At 63.0% G+C, this 18326-nt stretch carries 14 protein-coding genes and 1 pseudogene; 7 read left to right on the top strand and 8 right to left on the bottom strand.

What is annotated here, in order from left to right; translation table 11 throughout:
- Window positions 1–9: 9 nt before the first annotated feature.
- Window positions 10–1302: a PQQ-dependent sugar dehydrogenase gene (locus BM026_RS21055; protein WP_093529947.1), complete on the bottom strand. Its 1293-nt coding sequence runs from the start codon at window positions 1300–1302 to the stop codon at window positions 10–12.
- On the bottom strand, window positions 1299–1712 hold the full coding sequence (locus BM026_RS21050) for a DUF2231 domain-containing protein (protein WP_071487887.1): 414 nt from the start codon (window positions 1710–1712) through the stop codon (window positions 1299–1301). The genes BM026_RS21055 and BM026_RS21050 overlap by 4 nt, the downstream gene beginning before the upstream one ends.
- A gap of 174 nt (window positions 1713–1886) precedes the next feature.
- Here BM026_RS21050 and BM026_RS21045 point away from each other — a divergent pair, with 174 nt between their 5' ends.
- Genes BM026_RS21045 through BM026_RS21035 form a run of 3 tightly spaced genes read left to right on the top strand, consistent with a single transcriptional unit; the run spans window position 1887 to window position 4216 of the window.
- Window positions 1887–2915: an apurinic/apyrimidinic endonuclease family protein gene (locus tag BM026_RS21045; RefSeq protein WP_093121171.1), complete on the top strand. Its 1029-nt coding sequence runs from the start codon at window positions 1887–1889 to the stop codon at window positions 2913–2915.
- Between the two features lie 48 nt (window positions 2916–2963).
- Window positions 2964–3443 carry a P-loop nucleotide/nucleoside kinase family protein gene (locus tag BM026_RS21040; RefSeq protein WP_093529945.1) on the top strand — a complete coding sequence of 160 codons (480 nt, stop codon included), beginning with the start codon at window positions 2964–2966 and terminating at the stop codon, window positions 3441–3443.
- Window positions 3440–4216 carry a nucleotidyltransferase domain-containing protein gene (locus tag BM026_RS21035; RefSeq protein WP_093529943.1) on the top strand — a complete coding sequence of 259 codons (777 nt, stop codon included), beginning with the start codon at window positions 3440–3442 and terminating at the stop codon, window positions 4214–4216. The genes BM026_RS21040 and BM026_RS21035 overlap by 4 nt, the downstream gene beginning before the upstream one ends.
- 34 nt (window positions 4217–4250) lie before the next feature.
- On the opposite strand, the gene BM026_RS29660 is transcribed toward BM026_RS21035, so the two are convergent.
- The 3 genes and pseudogenes from BM026_RS29660 to BM026_RS21025 all read right to left on the bottom strand — a co-directional run bounded on the left by BM026_RS29660 (window position 4251) and on the right by BM026_RS21025 (window position 10314).
- Window positions 4251–5018, bottom strand: a complete 768-nt coding sequence (locus tag BM026_RS29660) for a methyl-accepting chemotaxis protein (protein WP_371322060.1) — start codon at window positions 5016–5018, stop codon at window positions 4251–4253.
- Window positions 5019–5105: 87 nt separating this feature from the next.
- A pseudogene (locus BM026_RS29655) lies at window positions 5106–6107 on the bottom strand (cache domain-containing protein); the annotation flags it as partial.
- 232 nt (window positions 6108–6339) lie between these two features.
- Window positions 6340–10314, bottom strand: a complete 3975-nt coding sequence (locus tag BM026_RS21025) for a bifunctional nitrate reductase/sulfite reductase flavoprotein subunit alpha (protein WP_093529941.1) — start codon at window positions 10312–10314, stop codon at window positions 6340–6342.
- Between the two features lie 580 nt (window positions 10315–10894).
- On the opposite strand from BM026_RS21025, the gene nirB reads away from it, so the two are divergent.
- Window positions 10895–13435: a nitrite reductase large subunit NirB gene (gene nirB / locus BM026_RS21020; RefSeq protein ID WP_093529939.1), complete on the top strand. Its 2541-nt coding sequence runs from the start codon at window positions 10895–10897 to the stop codon at window positions 13433–13435.
- Window positions 13435–13797 carry a nitrite reductase small subunit NirD gene (gene nirD / locus BM026_RS21015; RefSeq protein WP_093121166.1) on the top strand — a complete coding sequence of 121 codons (363 nt, stop codon included), beginning with the start codon at window positions 13435–13437 and terminating at the stop codon, window positions 13795–13797. The genes nirB and nirD overlap by 1 nt, the downstream gene beginning before the upstream one ends.
- A gap of 231 nt (window positions 13798–14028) precedes the next feature.
- On the opposite strand, the gene BM026_RS21010 is transcribed toward nirD, so the two are convergent.
- Window positions 14029–14526, bottom strand: a complete 498-nt coding sequence (locus BM026_RS21010) for a MarR family winged helix-turn-helix transcriptional regulator (RefSeq protein WP_256575534.1) — start codon at window positions 14524–14526, stop codon at window positions 14029–14031.
- A gap of 49 nt (window positions 14527–14575) precedes the next feature.
- Between BM026_RS21010 and BM026_RS21005 the strand changes: the two genes are divergently transcribed.
- Window positions 14576–16078: an FAD-dependent oxidoreductase gene (locus tag BM026_RS21005; protein WP_093529935.1), complete on the top strand. Its 1503-nt coding sequence runs from the start codon at window positions 14576–14578 to the stop codon at window positions 16076–16078.
- 143 nt (window positions 16079–16221) lie between these two features.
- Here the strand turns inward: BM026_RS21005 and BM026_RS21000 are convergent, their stop codons facing one another.
- Entirely contained in the window at window positions 16222–16782 is a 561-nt protein-coding gene (locus tag BM026_RS21000) for a cysteine hydrolase family protein (RefSeq protein ID WP_093529933.1), read from the bottom strand.
- A gap of 162 nt (window positions 16783–16944) precedes the next feature.
- Here BM026_RS21000 and BM026_RS20995 point away from each other — a divergent pair, with 162 nt between their 5' ends.
- On the top strand, window positions 16945–17457 hold the full coding sequence (locus BM026_RS20995; protein ID WP_093529931.1) for a GNAT family N-acetyltransferase: 513 nt from the start codon (window positions 16945–16947) through the stop codon (window positions 17455–17457).
- Window positions 17458–17605: 148 nt separating this feature from the next.
- Here BM026_RS20995 and BM026_RS20990 read toward each other — a convergent pair whose 3' ends face one another.
- Window positions 17606–18238 carry a TetR/AcrR family transcriptional regulator gene (locus BM026_RS20990; RefSeq protein ID WP_093513344.1) on the bottom strand — a complete coding sequence of 211 codons (633 nt, stop codon included), beginning with the start codon at window positions 18236–18238 and terminating at the stop codon, window positions 17606–17608.
- Window positions 18239–18326: the final 88 nt, after the last annotated feature.

Below are 18326 nucleotides of genomic sequence, written 5' to 3'. Positions count from 1 at the left end.
ACATTTTGTTTAGCGGTTGCGCGTCACGCGCCAAACGGTATTGGCCAGGTCATCGGCAATGATCAGCGCACCTTTCGGGTCCACCGTCACACCCACCGGGCGCCCACGGGTCTTGCCGTCGTCGCCGCGAAAGCCGGTGGCGAAGTCGATGGGCTCACCGGACGGCTTGCCATTGCTGAACGGCACGAAGATCACCTTGTAGCCCACCGGGTTGTCGCGGTTCCAACTGCCGTGCTCGCCGACGAACACACCGTCGGCAAACTGCTCGCCCATCTGCGGGATGGAAAAGTCCACGCCAAGGGCGGCCACGTGGGAGCCCAGGCTGTAATCCGGCTTGATCGCGGCGGCCACCTTGGCTGGGTTCTGCGGTTGAGCGCGTGGGTCGACGTTCTGGCCCCAGTAGCTGTACGGCCAGCCGTAGAACGCGCCTTCACGCACCGAGGTCAGGTAGTCCGGCACCAGGTCCGGGCCCAGTTCGTCGCGCTCGTTGACCACCGTCCACAGTTGCCCGGTGTCCGGCTGGATGGTCAGTGCCGTGGGGTTGCGCAAGCCAGTGGCGTAGGGCTTGTGCGCCCCGGTGACGGCATCGATCTGCCAGACCATCGCACGGTCGATCTCCACTTCCATGCCGCGTTCGGTGACGTTGCTGTTGGAGCCGATGCCCACATAAAGCTGGCTGCCATCGGCGCTCACGGCCAGAGACTTGGTCCAGTGATGGTTGATCTGCGCCGGCAGGTCGGTGACGGTGCTCGGCGGGCCGCTGGCTTTGGTCTGGCCGTCAGCGTAGTCGAAGCTCACCAGTGCGTCCTGGTTGGCCACGTAGAGTTTGCCGTTGGCAAACGCCAGGCCGTAGGGCGCATTGAGGTTGTCGGCGAATACGGTCTTGAGTTCGTAGGTGCCGTCACCATCGGCGTCGCGCAGCAGGGTCAGGCGGTTGCCGCTCTTGACCTTGGTGTTGCCCTCGGCCTTGATCAGGCTGGCGATCACATCCTTGGGCTTGAGCTTGGCCGCACTGCCGCCACGGCCTTCGGCAACCAGGATATCGCCGTTGGGCAGCACCAGGGTCTGGCGCGGGATGGCCAGGTCGGTGGCAATCGCGGTGATGCTGTAGCCGTCCGGCACCTTGGGTTTCTGTTCGCCCCAGGGCGCAGGCTCGGCGATTTTCATGCTCGGCAACAGGCTGCTTTGCTGTTCCGGCAGCTTGGGATCGGGGCCACGGGCCTGGGTCTTGTCGCCTTCGCCACCGCAGGCACTCAGCAACAGCGCGGCGCTCAATAGGGTCAGGGTGCTGGACGTTTTCATTTGACACCTCCCGAACGCAGGCCGGTCCATGTGGCCGCCAACGTCAGCAGCAAGACAATGGCCGACAGGATCAGGCCGCCGGGCATCGAGGCGTAGGCGTCCTTGGCATGCTGGAAGGCATTGACCAGGCCCAGTACCCAAGTGGCCAACAGCAACAGCACATAGCGAGTGGGTTGACCGGCCTTGTGCTCGGCGCGCAGCAGGTTGACCAGCGCGAACAGAAACGCGAAACCGGCGAACACCAACGCGCCGGCAATCAGCCAGGAGGCGAAGTTGGCCCATTGGATCTGGTAGGTCTGGGTGTAGGCAATGTCGCTGAGCAAGGCACCAAGAAACAACGGCACGGTGCCGGCGAGCAAGGTCGCATGCAGCGGCCCTGGGGCATATCGGTAAACGGGGAGGGTAGTCATACGGGGGCGGCTCCTTGTTGTACAACGCCCCTGGACGGGGCAGCGCATAAGAAGTGAACGCAGCGCCGGTGAGAAAGTTCAGCGTGAAACGTTTCGAAATAGTGGGAACCCGCCTGGGTCTACCCCGGACTAACCCCGTATCATTCGCTCCTTTTTCCTACGCCAGGCGCCTCCATGACTCACCCACGCATTGGCTTCGCGTGCCAATACAAACATCCCGAACGGCTACTGTCGGCCAGCGCCCAAAAGCTGATCGAAGGTCCGTTCAACCCGCGCACCACCACGTTGCGTTGGATGGACAGCGTTACACCGCAGGTGGCCCGGGACAAACTGGTGGAAGTGGTCACGCACAACCTGGCCGCTCAATTGCGCCTGCTGGCGTATGTCGCTGAATTGCCTTCGACCCTGCGCATGCTGCGCTTGAGCAGCGACCTGTTGCCGTTCTACAGCCATCCCAAAGTGGCCAGCGCCTACAAGGACCCGGCTATCGAGCGTCAATTGGTTGAGGGTTTTGCCGCCATCGGTGAGCTGGCCCGCGCCTCGGATATCCGCCTGTCATTCCACCCGGGCCAATACTGTGTACTCGGCTCGGAAAACCCCGGCGTGGTGGAAAACAGCCTCGCCGAATTCGAATACCACGCCGACATGATCCGCATGATGGGTTATGGCCGGCGCTTCCAGGACCTCAAGTGCAACGTGCATATCGCCGGCCGCCTCGGCGTGGAAGGCACCCGCGCCGTGTGGTCGCGCCTGTCGGAGGTGGCGCGCAACTGCATCACGTTCGAGAACGACGAAAAGACCTATGGCCTGGACCATTGCCTGCAAGTCGCCGACCTGGCACCGGTGGTCCTGGACATCCACCACTGCTGGATCAACGAAAACGACTACATCGACCCCCACTCGGAGCGGGTCGCCCGGGTGATTGAAAGCTGGCGCGGCGTGCGACCGACCATGCATTACTCCCAGCCCCCGGAGAGCCTGCAAGAGCTGGGCTTTGATGCCGAGCACAAGCTGGAAATGGACGCGTTGTTGCAGGTGGTGTCCAAGCGCGACCTCTACGCCCACAGCGCACAGATGTGGAACCGCTGGACCAACGATTATGCGCTGCAGTTTCTCGACCGCTTCGACATCATGCTCGAAGCCAAGGACAAGAATGTCGCGGCCCTGGCGTTCCACGAGCATTGGAAACGGGGCGTTGTGTGATCAATCCATGGCGGTCATGCTGGCGGGACTGACATAAGGAACCGCCCCATGCCAACCCTGCATTTGCTCTGCGGCAAGATCGCCTCCGGCAAGTCCACACTCGCCAAGACCCTCGCCACTGAGCACGCTGCCATTGTGCTCAGCGAAGACCACTGGCTCGCCACGCTTTACCCCGGTGAAATCCACGCCATTGCGGATTACATCAAATGCGCCCAGCGTATTCGCGGCGTACTGGGCCCCTTGGTGGTCAATGTGCTGCAGTCGGGCCTCGACGTGGTGCTGGATTTCCCTGCCAATACAGTGGCCAGTCGCGAATGGCTGCTGGGGTTGGCACACGCCGCCAAGGCCCGGCACTGCCTGCACTACCTGGAACTGGATGACGCCACCTGCCGGGCCAGGCTGCATGCGCGCAACGCCCAGGGTGAGCATGACTTTGCCGCCACTGATGCTGAGTTTGATCTGATTACCCGCCATTTCACGGTACCGAGCGAGGCTGAAGGCCTGGTGATCGAGAGACATCACCCATGAGCCCGGCGCTATCCACGGGGGTGGACGCCGAGGGCTTTATCCTTACGGTTCCCCACGTCCCCGTGCAGCGTGAATTTCAGCCACTGCTCGAGGCTGTCTGCAACGTGCTCTCGCAGCCTGACTTGGGAGTGGACGGCCTTTATCTTTATGGCAGCGTCGCGCGTGGCGATGCGCTGTCGGGCGTTTCCGATCTTGATCTGACGGTGGTGCTATGTGAGCCGCCGACCTCTGCAGTTTTGGAGCGGTTGGAGCGGGTGCGATGTGACCTGGCCGTGCGGTACCCGCAAGTCACCAAGGTGGATTTCGATATCGGCAGCCGCGCACAGGTCCTGGCCATCGAAAACAGCAACAGCTGGGGATTCTGGCTCAAGCACCACTGCCGGTGCGTGTGGGGCAATGATCTGTCGGCGCAGTTCGAGCGGTTTCGGCCATCACTGGATATTGCCCTGGCCGTGAACGGTGACTTTGAAGCGGTGCTCACCGCTTACCTTGGCCGCATCGCACATGCCGCCAACGAGCAGGAGCGACTCCGCCTGCAGCGCGAAGCGTCACGCAAGCTGCTCAGAGCCACCCAGATACTCTGCGGTGAGCAGGCATCGTGGCCGCATACGCTGGAAATGCATGTGGCGCTGTTCGTGAAGGAGTACCCATCCAAGATGACTCAGGTGGCCTTCTTTTTGTTCGAGGCCCGGAACCCGAGTGCCGACCGTGAAACATTCACGGCTCGACTTCAGGCGTTCCAGGCCTGGATGGTTGCGCAATCGCGCATTTGAGCGTTTGCCATATGGCGCCAGAGCACTGACTTCCTCAGGACTTGAAGCGCCCCACCAATCCATTCAATTCATCCGATAGAGTGGACAAGCGCCCCGAGTCGTCCTGCGCCGAGTTGGCCAGGCTCTCCACCAGGCGTGCCTCGTCGTAGATCTGCTGGATGTGCCGGTTGATCTCTTCGGCCACGCTGTGTTGTTCCTCGGCGGCGGCGGAAATCTGCAGGTTCTGGTCGCGGATCTCGTTCACCGACGTCTGGATACCCTCGAAGCTGTCCCGCGCACTTTCGATGGATGACACACTGGCCCGCGACAAGTCCAGGCAACTGCCCATCTTCTGGGTGACTTCCTGGGTCTTGTTTTCCAGGGTGCCGAGCAGTTGCTCGATCTCGCCGGTGGAGTCGGACGTGCGCTTGGCCAGGGCACGCACTTCATCGGCCACCACCGCGAAGCCACGGCCCTGGTCACCGGCACGGGCGGCCTCGATGGCGGCGTTGAGGGCCAGCAGGTTGGTCTGTTCGGCAATCGCGCGGATGGTGCCGAGGATCTGGTTGATGCTGCGGCTGCCAGCTTCCAGTTCGACCATGGCCTGGGACGACTCGGTGAGACGGCGCCCCAGGCGATTGACGTTGTCGGTGGTGACTTCGATCTGCTGCTTGCCCTCGGCCACGCGACGGTGGCCGTTTTCGGCGGACTCCGCGGCGCCGCTGCAGGAACGGGCGACTTCGTTGGCGGTGGCGACCATTTCATTGAATGCGGTCGACACCAATTCAACGGCCTCGCGCTGGCGTCCGGCCGCCTCGTTCATATTGTGCGCCACCTCGCTGTTGACCTTGGAAGCGTTCTGCAAATTGGCCGACGCCGCGCCGATGTGCTGGATCAGTTGGCGGATCGCCGCGAGGAACTTGTTGAACCAGCCGGCCAGCTCGGCGGTTTCATCCTTGCCCTGTACCTGCAGTTCGTGGCGCAAGTCGCCTTCGCCCTGGGCGATGGACTGCAAGCCGGTGCTGACCTGGCCGATGGGCTTGACGATGACCTTGGAGAACGCCGCCGCGATCAGCCCGAAGATCAGCACCAGCACGCCGACGATGATGGCCGTGAGGTAGGTCATGCGCGTGGCTTCGGCCATGACTTCACGGTGTTCGATCAGGCCGATGTAGCGCCAGCCAAGGCCGGGGGAGGTCCACACGTTGGCCATGTAGCGCACGCCATCGATCACCACCTCGGTGGATCCCTGAGGCGTGTCGGCCAGCTGCGCGTAGGGCGCGCCCAGGTCCTTGAGCGGCTTGAAGCTGTGGGCGGCGTCACGCGGGTCCACCAGCACCACGCCGTCTTCGATCAGCATCACGTAGCCGCTTTCGCCCAGCTTGATGCTCTTGACCAGCTCGGTGAGGTTTTTCAGGGAGACGCTGACCACGAACACGCCCTTGGCCTTGCCGTTTTCCAGCATCGCCCGGGCGGTGCCCACCAATGCTACATCGTCCTTGTCGTAGTAATACGCGGGGGTGCGCACGGTTTTGCCGGGGCTGGCCATGGCCGCCTTGTACCAGGGGCGGGTGCGCGGGTCGTATTTGGCCAGTTGGGGGTCATCCGGCCATTTGGCGTAGGTGCCGTCTTCCAGGCCGATGGACAGGATCGCTGCCGCCGGGTGGGTGGCGCCAAAGCGTGCGAAGCGCTCGATCACGGCTTGCGCCTCGGCCGGCAGCGGTTGGCTGGCGGCATCGGCGGCCTGGTAGTTCTTCAGCGTGCCGACAGAAGTGTATACAGGATCAGTGGCCATCTGATCGACGTTTTGCAACGTGCCATCGAAGAACTGGCGAATGTTACCGTCGATCTGGCGAATCTCCCGGGTGCTGCCATCGATGAACTGATCCACCGCCTGGGTCCGCGTGTTCATGACCGAAATCACGGCCACCAGGCTGACCGGAATAAATGCAACAGAGACAAATGCCAGGACCAGCTTATTTTTTATTTTCATCGAGACAACCATCAGCGTGAAGGGCGGCCAAATCGCTGCATTCCTCGATCAGGAGTCAGGCGATTTGCTATCACTGCTGTTTCGGCCTGGCACCGATAAATCTTTAGGGTTTTTTGTACACAATACAAAGTGCATATTGTTCTGTATCCAATCAGTACACGTCACGCAGATAACGCTTCTGTTCGCTCATCTGCCGCCAGTACTCCACGGCGCCCTCCACGCCAAGCCCGCCGTGGGTTTGCGCGACCTGGCGCAAGGCCTGGTCGACGTCCTTGGCCATGTGGCTGGCATCGCCGCAGACGTACAGCCTGGCGCCGTCCTGTAGCCAGCGCCACAGCTCGGCGCCCTGATCGCGGATGCGGTCCTGCACATACACCTTTTGCGCCTGGTCGCGAGAGAACGCCAGGCTCAGGTGGGTGAGCAGGCCATCGCGCTGCATACCTTGCAACTCGTCCTGGTAGTAGAAGTCGCTGGCGGCGTGCTGTTCACCGAAGAACAGCCAGTTGCGCCCCTGATGACCCAGCGCCCGGCGTTCCTGCAAGAACCCACGGAACGGCGCGATGCCGGTGCCGGGGCCGATCATGATCATCGGCACCTCTGCGTCGCTGGGCGTGCGGAAGTGTTTCGACGGTTGCACGAACAGCGGCACTTCCCCGTCACCGACGCGGTCGGCGAGGAAGGTCGACGACACGCCTTTGCGCTTGCCATAACGCACAGCGGCCACGGTGAGGTGCACCTCGTGCGGGTACGCCTTGGCGCTGGAGGCGATCGAATACAAGCGCGGTTGCAGGCGCTTGAGAGTGCCCAGCAGCTCATCCGCCGAACAGTCGATGGGGTATTCCTGCAACACATCCGCCAGTTGCCGACCCCACAGCCAGTCATTGAGTTCGGCCTTGTGCTCGGGGTTGAGCAAGTGCTTGAGACCCGGGTTGGCGCTGCGCTCGGCGATGAAGGCCAGGGTGTCGCTGCTGGGCCGGGCGATTTCGAAGTGCTGGGTGAGGGCCTGTTGCAACGGCACATCGCCGAAGGTGTCGATGTTCACGCAAGTACTGGCATTCAGGCGGGTGAGGTCGAGCAGTTCGCTGACCAGTTCGGGGCAGTTGCGTGGTCGTATGCCCAGGGCATCCCCGGCTTCATAAGTCAGCCCGGAGTCGGCCAGGTCCAGGGCGAACTGGCGGGTTTCCTTGTGCGCGCTGTGCGGGTTGAGATGGCGGTTGAGCAGCAGGCGCGAGCCGTACAGCTTGGTTTTACCGGCGGGGGTGGCCGGTGCCACCGGTTTTGCCGGGTTGAGTGCCTGCTGGAACCGCGCCAGCCAGGCATCGGCGGCGGCTTCGAATTCAGTGTCGCAGTCCACCCGTTCCAGCAGGCGCGTTGCCCCCAGTTCCAGCAGGCGCCGGTCCAGTTGCTTGCCGTGGTTGCAGAACTGCTCGTAGTTGGCGTCGCCCAAGGCCAATACCGCAAAGCGCAACGACTCCAGGCGAGTATCGGCGGTGCGCAGGCTGTGCCAGAAACCTTCGCCGTTGTCGGGCGGGTCGCCGTCGCCAAAGGTGCTGCTGATCAGCGCCAGGGTGTGGGTGCTTGCCAGTTTACTCGCGGGGAAATCCGCCATCGCGCTCAGTTCCACGCTGATGCCTGTTTCGCGCAGGCGCTTGGCAAAGCGTTCGGCCAGGGCTTCGGCATTGCCAGTCTGCGAGGCCCACAGCAGGGTGACGGCCGGGGAGGGCGCGGCGAGGGGGGCTGTAGGACTGAACAAGCCGGCGAGCAAGCCGTTCAGCCATAAGCGTGACGCCTCGGTCAGCGGCGCAGTCGCCGGCAGGGTCGGTACGCCGAAACTCTGGCGCGCGGCGCTGGTGTGCAAGCCGCTGAGGAAGCCGGCGAGGTAGGTGCGTTCGCTGTCGTTCAGGGGCGGTGGCGATAGGTGGCGGATGCCGGTGATGTCGGCGAAGGCGTCGAGGCGCGACATGGCGGTGTCCTCTGCTACGGGGGAAGGGAGGTCGAGGAACTGGTGGTCGATCAGCTCGACACGGCTGAGGGCGACGGCGCAGCACTTGAACTCCGGCTGCAGGGAAATCGGGTCCACCGCATCATGGGTCACTGCGTTGATCGCCAGGTGTTCGCCGAACACATCGTTCCAGTGAAACGGCGCAAAGCAGTTGCCCGGCTGCACGCGGTCGGTGACCACGGCGGGCAGCACGGCGTGACCGCGCCGGGAGCGTATTTCGACCCGGTCCTTGTCCTTGATGCCCAGGCGGGCGGCGTCTTCGGGGTGCAGTTCGACGAAGGGGCCGGGGTTGAGTCTGTTCAGGGTGGCGATCTTGCCGGTCTTGGTCAGGGTGTGCCACTGGTGCTGCACACGACCGGTGTTGAGCACGAAGGGAAACCCGTCGTCGGGCATCTCGGCGGGCGGCATATGCGCGCGAGCGAAGAACCGCGCCTTGCCGTTTTCGGTGGCGAAGGTGAGGGTGCCGCCATGACGGTAGCGGATCGGGTTGCGGTGCGCTGCCTCAACCGGTGCGCAGGGCCATTGCACAGGGTTTTCACGCAGGCGCGGGTAGCTGGCGCCACGGATGTCGTAGCCGGTCTTGGGGTTCCAGGCCTGTTTGATTTCTTCAAAGACCTCGGCGGCGGATGCGTAGGTGAAGGCCTCGGCAAAGCCCATCTCACAGGCGACCCGGGCGATGATCTGCCAGTCGGGCAGGGTCTCGCCGGGCGCGTCCACGGCCTTTTGCATCAGGGTCAGGTTGCGCTCGGAGTTGATCATCACGCCCTCGGCCTCGGCCCACAGTGCGCCGGGCAGCAGGATGTCGGCGTAGCGGTTGGTCTCGGTGTCGAGGAAGGCGTCCTGGCTGATCACCAGCTCGGCGGTGTGCAGGCCGTTGATCACGGTTTGCCGGTTGGGCACGCTGGCCACCGGGTTGGTGCAGATGATCCAGCAGGCCTTGATCCGGCCGGCGGCCATCTGCTCGAACATCGCCACGGTGCCACTGCCGGCCCGGCGCGGCAGGCTGTCGTGGGGGATTTGCCACAGGTTTTCGATGAAGGCGCGGTCCGCGTCCACCAACACTGATCGCTGCCCCGGCAGGCCCGGGCCCATGTAGCCCATCTCGCGGCCGCCCATGGCATTGGGTTGGCCGGTGAGGGAAAACGGCCCGCTGCCTGTGCGGCAAATGGCGCCGGTGGCCAGGTGCAGGTTGCACAGCGCGTTGGTGTTCCAGGTGCCGTGGGTGCTCTGGTTGAGGCCCATGGTCCAGCAGCTCATCCACTCGGTGGCCTGGCCGATCCAGTCGGCGGCTTGGCGGATATCGGCTTCGGCGAGGCCGGTGATGGCGGCGACGTGCTCGGGGCAATAGTCCTCCAGAAATGGCGGCATCGCCTCCCAGCCTTCGGTGAAGTTCGCGATGAAGGCAGGATCGGTATGGCCGTTTTTCACCAGCAGGTGCAACAGGCCATTGAGCAGGGCCAGGTCGGTGCCGGGGTTGATCGGCAGGAACAGGTCGGCCTTGTCTGCCGTGGCGCTGCGCCGGGGGTCGACCACGATCAGCTTCGCCCCGGCCTTGACCCGGTCCATCATGCGCAGGAACAGGATGGGGTGACAGTCGGCCATGTTCGCGCCGATCACGAAGAACAGGTCGGCGCGGTCGAAGTCTTCATAGGAGCCCGGTGGGCCGTCGGAACCGAGGGACAGTTTGTAGCCACTGCCGGCGCTGGCCATGCACAGGCGCGAGTTGGACTCGATGTTGGCGGTGCGCACAAAGCCCTTGGCCAATTTGTTGATCAGGTACTGGGACTCCAGCGACATCTGACCTGATACGTAGAAGGCCAGCGCGTCCGGGCCGTGTGTGTCGAGGGTCTGGCGCAGGCGCCGGGCGGTTTCGCTGATGGCCTTGTCCATGCCGAGGCGTACGGGGTCATGGTCGCGGGCCTGGCGCACATAGGCGTTCTCCATGCGGCCGGACTCGGCGATGGCCTGGCCGCAGGTAGTGCCCTTGGTGCACAGGCGCCCGAAGTTGGTGGGGTGGGCCTTGTCGCCGATCACCTTGACCACTTTATTGTGCTCGACCTGCAGGATGATGCCGCAGCCCACGCCACAATAGGGACACACACTGCGTATGTTTTGGTTGGCCATCTGAAACCCGTATAAACAAAAAAGGCGCCTTGTAACCCTCCGTTCAGAACGGGGGTTACACGGCGCCTTTGTCGTGAGAGGGCAGTCTGCGTTGACTGCCTGGTTGGAGTGTTCCTAGCAAGTCACGCGCCAGGTTTTTTTGTGGCAAGCGGGCTTGCCCCGCGTTGGGCTGCGAAGCAGCCCTGATCCAGACGCCGCGAGCTTCCAGAAAGATCGCGGCGTTTTCCTTTAGGGCCGCTACGCGGCCCAACGCGGGGCAAGCCCGCTCGCCACAGAAGGGGTTTGTGCACTTTTATGACGCGAGGTGCACCAGTTGGAGGCGATTACGCGCAGTTTCATCGCCGTTGTTTTGCGTGTGATGCCTTGAGTGCGGGCTTTGTCTTCGCTTGGCACAGACCCTGCAAGCTCCCCATCAACCCACCTCGGTCAACGACGATCGACAACCAGGGCAATAGCGGTGAATCCGGCGCAGTCGCCTGATCCGAACCCGCACAAGAACAGGCAAAGACGCCTGGAACCGCAAGGTTTCAGGCGTTTTTTTTGCTTTTAAAACCGTGATGAGCGTTGTCAGGTGCTTACTATGAATTCTCTCAAAACCTTGATCGTCGTCGGCAATGGCATGGTCGGCCACCACTGTGTGGCGCAACTGATCGAACGCGGCGCGCTGGCTCACTACCGTTTGCACGTGTTCAGCGAGGAGCCGATGCGCGCCTATGACCGGGTGCATCTGTCCGAGTATTTCACCGGGCGCGATGCCGAGTCGCTGGCGCTGTCCGACGCTGCGCTGTACCAGACGCCGGGGGTGACCCTGCACCTGGGCGTGCCGGTGCTGGAGATCGACCGCGCCCGCTGTGAAGTGATCACCGCCGACGGCTGTGTCGCCTACGACAAGCTGGTACTGGCCACCGGTTCCTATCCGTTCGTGCCGCCGATCGAAGGCGCCGAGGGCGACTCACGCCTGGTGTATCGCACCCTTGAAGACCTGGATGCGATCCGCAAGGCCGCCGCCAATGCCCGACGCGGCGTGGTGGTGGGCGGTGGCCTGCTAGGCCTGGAAGCCGCCAATGCGCTGAAAAGCCTGGGCCTTGAAGCCCATGTGGTGGAGTTCGCGCCGCGCCTGATGCCGGTGCAACTGGATGACTTCGGCGGCCTGGCGCTCAAGGCGCAGATCGAGCGGCTGGGCGTGGGCGTGCATTTGTCCCGTGCGACCCAGTCGATCAGCGCCGGCGAGCAGTACCGCTACCGCATGAACTTTGCCAATGACGAATTCCTCGAAACCGACCTGATCGTGTTCTCCGCCGGCATCCGCGCCCAGGACGCACTGGCCCGCAAGGCCGGCCTGGACATCGGCCCGCGTGGCGGTGTGGTGATCAACGATGAATGCCTGAGCTGCGACCCGAATATCTACGCGATTGGCGAGTGCGCTTCCTGGAACGGCAGCCTGTTCGGCCTGGTCGCGCCGGGCTACCAGATGGCGCGAGGCGTCGCCGCGCTGCTCTGCGCGCAAACCGCCGAGCCGTTTGTGGGCGCCGACATGTCGACCAAGCTCAAGCTGCTCGGCGTGGACGTGGGTTCCATCGGCGACGCCCATGCCCACACGCCCGGGGCGCGCAGCTACCAATTCATCGACGAGGCCAGTGCCAGCTATCGGCGCCTGGTGGTGGATGCTTCGGGCAAGCAGGTGATCGGTGCCGTATTGGTCGGCGATAACAGCTACTACGACACCTTGCTGCAGTACATGCAGAACGGCATCGCGTTGCCGTCCGAACCGGCCAGCCTGATCCTGCCGTCTTCCAGCGGCGCACCCACCCTCGGTCCCGGCGCGCTGCCGGAATCGGCTACCGTGTGCTCTTGCCATAACGTGACCAAAGGCGCGATCTGCTCTGCCATCGACGACGGGTGCAGCGACCTCGGCCTGCTCAAGTCGCAGACCAAGGCCTGCACCGGTTGCGGCGGCTGCGCCGGGTTGCTCAAGCAGGTGTTCGAGCATGAGCTGATCGCCCGTGGCGTGAGTGTCGATAAGAGCCTGTGCGAACACTTTGCCCATACCCGCCAGGAGCTGTACGCGCTGGTGCGCGTGGAAGGCATCGTCACCTTCGACGAACTGCTGGCCAAACATGGCCGTGGTCACACTGGTTGCGACGTGTGCAAGCCGGCGGTGGGCTCGATCCTGGCGTCGTGCTGGAACCAGCCGATCATGGACCCGTCCCTAGTGCCGTTGCAGGACACCAACGATACGTTCATGGCCAACATGCAGAAGAACGGCACCTATTCGGTGGTGCCGCGTATTCCGGGTGGCGAGATCACTGCGGACAAACTCATTGTGATCGGTGAAGTGGCGAAGAAATATGACCTCTACACCAAGATCACCGGCGGCCAGCGCATCGACCTGTTTGGCGCACAGCTGCACGAGTTGCCGGATATCTGGGGCGAATTGATCGCGGCCGGTTTCGAGACCGGCCATGCGTACGGCAAGTCCACGCGTACGGTGAAGTCCTGCGTGGGCAGCACCTGGTGCCGCTACGGCGTGCAAGACAGCGTGAAAATGGCGCTGCTGATCGAAGACCGCTACAAGGGCCTGCGTTCGCCGCACAAGCTCAAGTTCGCGGTGTCCGGTTGCACCCGCGAGTGCGCCGAAGCCCAGAGCAAGGACGTGGGCGTGATCGCCACCGAGAAAGGCTGGAACCTCTACATCGCCGGCAACGGCGGCATGCGCCCGCGCCATGCGGAGCTGTTCGCCACCGACCTGGATGACGCCACGCTGATTCGCTACATCGATCGCTTCCTGATGTTCTACATCCGCACCGCCGACAAGCTGCAGCGCACCTCGGTGTGGCGCGAGAGCCTGGAAGGCGGCCTGGATTTTCTCAAGGACGTGATCCTGCACGACAGCCTGGGCCTGGGCGCCGAACTCGAAGCGCAGATGCAACGGGTGGTCGACCGCTACGAATGCGAGTGGGCCAACGCCCTCAAGGACCCGGAAAAACTCAAGCGCTTTCGCACCTTCGTCAACGACAAACGCCCCGACCCGGACATCCACTTCGTCCAGGAACGCGGCCAGCGCCGGCCAATCATGGCCGCCGAACTCAACCTGATTGCCGTCACCGAGGAGATTGCCTGATGAGCCAAGCCACTACCCAACGCAACCTGGCCACCTGGACGCAGGTGTGCCGCGAGCAAGACCTGGTGAGCAACTCCGGCGTGGTGGTGTGGCTGGACGGCGCGCAAGTCGCACTGTTCTACCTGCCGGGCGCGCAGGCGCAGACGCTGTATGCCATCGATAATCACGACCCGCAGTCGGGGGCGAATGTGATCGGTCGCGGTTTGATCGGCAGCATCAAGGGTGAACTGGTGGTGGCAGCGCCGATTTACAAACAGCATTACCGCCTGGCAGACGGGCAGTGCCTGGAGGCGCCGGAGCAGCGCTTGCGGGTATGGCCGGTGCGGTTGAACGGTGGGGTGGTGGAGTTGGCGTTGGATTGATGCCGTGCGCGGGCTTGCTGAGGTGAACGGGCTTGCTGAGGTGAAAGGGCTTGTTGTGGCGAGCGGGCTTGCCCCGCGTTGGGCTGCGCAGCAGCCCCAATCCCAACACCTCGGTCTACCTGAAGCAGCGATGTGGTCCTGAGAGAGGGGGGCGCTTCGCGCCCCAACGCGGGGCAAGCCCGCTCGCCACAACAAGCCCGCTCGCCACAGCAAACCTGCAAATGGATGGCTTCAGGAAATACCCTTCGTCGCACGCACGGAATCCTCCTTGATGTCCTCGGCAAACTTGCGCATCAGTCGCACCAGGTTGTCGAAATCGCCTTCCTCCCAGGTGGAGAAGATCGACATACCGATCCTTTCCCGCGCGTCATCGACGCGGTCGGTCATGGCCTTGCCTTTCTCGGTGATCACCGACTCGCGCACTCGGCGGTCGAGTGCGCTTGCCTGTCGCGTAACCAACCCCTGGCTTTCCAGCTTCGCCACCTGCCGGCTCACCGTGGTGTAGTCACGGCCCACGCGGCCGGCGAGTTCGACCACGCCAATCGGCCCCAGGCGCTCGACCAGCACCAGCAACGGAAACAGGGCGCGGTCCAGGGAAATCCCGGCTTCGCGCACCATCGCCTCGTCGCGTTGCGGGCGGTTCATCACCCCTACGATCTCGACCAACGAGCCATGCAGGTCACGCAGCTGGGCGGATATATGTGCCTTTTTCACACTTTTAATTGACACGGTGTTGGCCTCTCTTAATATGTGCGTATTGCACATATAGGTGATCCATATGAAAGCGCAATTGGCTGTCGATGTACTGATTTGCGGTGCCGGTGCCGCCGGCCTGACCCTGGCGATCGACCTGGCGAGAAGGGGCATCAGCTTCCGCCTGATCGAAAAAAACCACCAGCCATTCCAGGGCTCACGTGGTAAGGGTATCCAGCCCAGGTCCCAGGAAGTCTTCGAGGACCTGGGGATTCTCGACCGTTTGATGGCGGTGGGTGGAGTCTATCCGACTGACCGGCGCTACCGCGACGATGGCAGCTACAGCGATGCCGAATTCACTGCATCCAAGGCGCCGACACCGGCCGAGCCCTACCGGCAACCCTTGATGGTGCCGCAGTTTCTGACGGAACAGGTGATGCGCGAGCGCCTGCTTGAACTGGGCCACTGGCCTGAGTTCGGTTGTGAGCTGGTGGGCTTCGAACAGGATGCCGATGGCGTCACCGCCAGGCTGGCCGGCCAGGGCGGAGAAGAAAGCCTGCGTGCCCGCTGGCTGGTGGGGGCCGATGGTGGTCGCAGCTTTGTCCGGCATGCGCTGGCTATCGGCTTCCCCGGCAAGACCCTGGGCGTGCGCGCCCTGGTGGCGGATGGGGTGCTTACCGGCCTGACGCGTGAGGCCTGGCATCGCTTTGGCGAAGGGGATATGCAACGCCAGATTGCGATCTGCCCGCTGGCCGGCACCGACCTGTTCCAGCTTCAGGGGCCGATCCCGGCCGAGGGCGACATCGACTTCAGCGCCGAAGGGCTCACCGCGCTGATCGCCCAACGCACCGGTCGCGCCGATGTCCAGGTGCACAGCGTGAGCTGGTCATCGGCCTACACCATGAATGCACGCCTGGCCGATCACTACCGCCTGCGCCGGGTGCTGCTGGTGGGTGACGCCGCGCATATCCACCCGCCCACCGGTGGCCAGGGCCTCAACACCAGTGTGCAGGACGCCTACAACCTCGGCTGGAAGCTGGCAGCGGTGGTGCAGGGCGCCCCTGAGGCTTTACTCGATACCTATGAAGAAGAGCGCCGGCCGGTGGCTGCCTCCGTGCTCGGCTTGTCCACCAGACTGCTGGGAGAAATGCAGCATGGCGAACTGCGCCGGGGCAGGGAAGTGCATCAACTGGACATCGGCTACCCCGAGTCCTCACTGGCGTTGAAGAGCCCCGTGCGTAAAGGCGTTGCAGCGGGCGACCGGGCGCCGGACGCGCCGGTCCGAGGTGCCGCCGGGCAGGCGCTGCGGCTGTTCCATCTGTTCCAGGGCACGCACTGGACACTGCTGGGGTATGGTGTCACGCGTGATTCAGTGCCCGCTTGGCCGGGCGTGCAGGTCCATATCGTTGGGCCTGAGGGAGATGTGATTGACGAGCAAGGTGAGTTTCAACGTGCCTACCAACTGGCGATTGGCGGGTGGGTGCTGGTGCGGCCTGATGGGTATATCGGCGCGATTGTAACGTCCGCGCAACGAGAGGAACTGGAGGCCTATCTGTTGGTTCACGCCGGGATAAGCCCGGCGGCCTGATAACTCTGGATCAGTTCGTCATATAAACTGATATCGAGGCGCGTGCGGGCCGTTTTATGACTGGACGCATGCGCTGCCACATGCCGAAAGCGAGCATGGAAACCTGCGCAAGGCGATTCGCTTGCCGGTCTGATGCGTCATGCTCACAACCTATCCAGGATTTCAGTGGTCTCTACAACCTTGGCATAGTCCATCGCCAGATTGCTCAGCGACAGCGCATGCACATCCTCGGCCGGCCACAGGCGCCCGGACAAATCGGTCTGGTCGAAGGTGTAGCAGGCGTCGGCAACCACCGTCACCTCAAAACCCAGGTTGCCGCCCGAACGTGCGGTGGCCTCGACCGAGTTGTTGGTAATCACACCCACGATCACCAGTTGCCGGACCCCACGCACATGCAGCCAGCGCTCCAGCCCCGTGGCCGTGAAAGCATCCGGGACGTTCTTTTCCACCACGTGCTCATGCGCCAGCGGTTGCAGGGTCGGCTGGAACTCGCAACCCGGTTGGCCCGGCCAGAACACCGAGTCGGGCGAGCGGGATATGTGGCGGATGTGCACCACCGTGCGGTTGGACTGCCGCCACGCCTGCAGCAGGCGCTGTATCTGCGCTTCGGCGCCGGGGTTGTTGCGTCGTCCCAGCTTCGGCTGGTTCATGCCTTGCTGCATGTCGATGATCAGCAGTGCGGCATTGCTGGCTAACGGTGGCATGGTGCATCCCTTTGCTCGTGAGGTTCGCAACATATCAGCCAACCTGGGCACCCAGACAGCGATTTGTTCGAGGCCGGATAGCCCCCTCGCCACCCGGCGAATACAAACGGTCATGAGGCGTGGGTTTACTGGAAGGCCATTGCTCGAAAAAGGAATACCGGCATGATCCGCAAGGCATTACCCGACGACGCAAGGGCCATTGCCCAGGTGCATATCAGCAGTTGGCAGGACGCCTACCGTGACCTGATGCCGGCCGAGTATTTGAGCGGGTTGCAAGCCACCCTGGCGCAGCGTGAATCCTTTTGGATGCGCTCGATTGAAGCGGACGAGCCCAAGGTTTGGGTCGCGGAGGTGGATGGGCAGGTGGTCGGTTGGATATCGGTCGGTGCCAGCCGTGACGAGGAGGCTGCGGGTAAAAACACTGGTGAGGTCATGGCCATCTATGTGTTGGCCGGGTACTGGCAAACAGGCGTGGGGCTGGCGTTGTGGAAAGCGGGCTTGCAGAACTTGATGGTGCAGGGGTACCAGGATTTGACGCTTTGGGTCTTGAGCCGGAATGAACGAGCTATCCGGTTTTATCGCAGGGCGGGCTGTGTCGAGGACACAGGCAGCGAGCGTACGCTCCAGAGGGGCGGTGTCACACTGGAAGAAGTGCGGTATCGGTTGGCTTTTTAGCGCGGGTGTCGGAGAAACTGTCAGTGAAATTTCCAATTGTTGCCTGAAACCGCGATCCTGCTGGTCTCCGGGTATGCCGAACGCCGGATCTTCCGCGGCTTACCAAGCCGTTTCGCCAAAGCGAACTTGCAACAAGCTTTGCCGCGCTTCACGGAGGGTTGAGCGCCTTTACATAGGCGCGAAACATATCAGCCATTCCCTCGGCATACACAGCAATTTTTTCCGTCGTGCGCGGGCTGCACGAGAACTCCTTGCCCACTGAGCTGAGCGTGGTAAGCATCAGGTCGCAGGCCAATGTGCGTGTGTTCTCGGCCACCTCGGGCAGCAGCTCCAGCATGAACGCTTCGAAAGTCTCCCGGCCCGCCGCCCGGACTTCCAGCGCTTCCGGTGCATCGCGATACAGCGGCGCCGCATCGCTCAATGCCCCGCGCATCTGCGCTTCCTCGCATTCCGACTGGATAAAGGCATGCACCAACGTGCGCAGGCGATCCAGCGGTGCTTCATCGTGTTTCTCCAGGATGTTGCGCAGCATTCGGGTGGTCTGTTGCCACTCATCACTCTGCAAACGGAACAGAATCGCCGCTTTGTTGGGGAAGTATTGGTACACCGACCCTACGCTCACGCCGGCCTTTTCAGCGACCCGAGCGGTGGTGAAACGGGTGGCGCCTTCCTTGGCCAAAACCTGAACAGCCGCTTCGAGAATCGCCGCCACCAGCTCGGTGGAACGCGCCTGTTGTGGCTGTTTGCGCGTGGAAATACACGGAGGCTGGCGGCGGGTCATACGGGGCTCCGTAAGCAGGGCGAATGCGAATAGCGAAGGATGGGAATCACTCGCATACTTTTAATGCGACGAATGAGTCGCATCTTAG

Origin of the sequence: Pseudomonas sp. NFPP24 (genome assembly GCF_900112095.1) — a bacterium.
Lineage (GTDB): Bacteria > Pseudomonadota > Gammaproteobacteria > Pseudomonadales > Pseudomonadaceae > Aquipseudomonas > Aquipseudomonas extremorientalis.
Note: the sequence above shows the minus strand (reverse complement) of the source record. Positions and strands in the feature narration are given on the sequence as shown.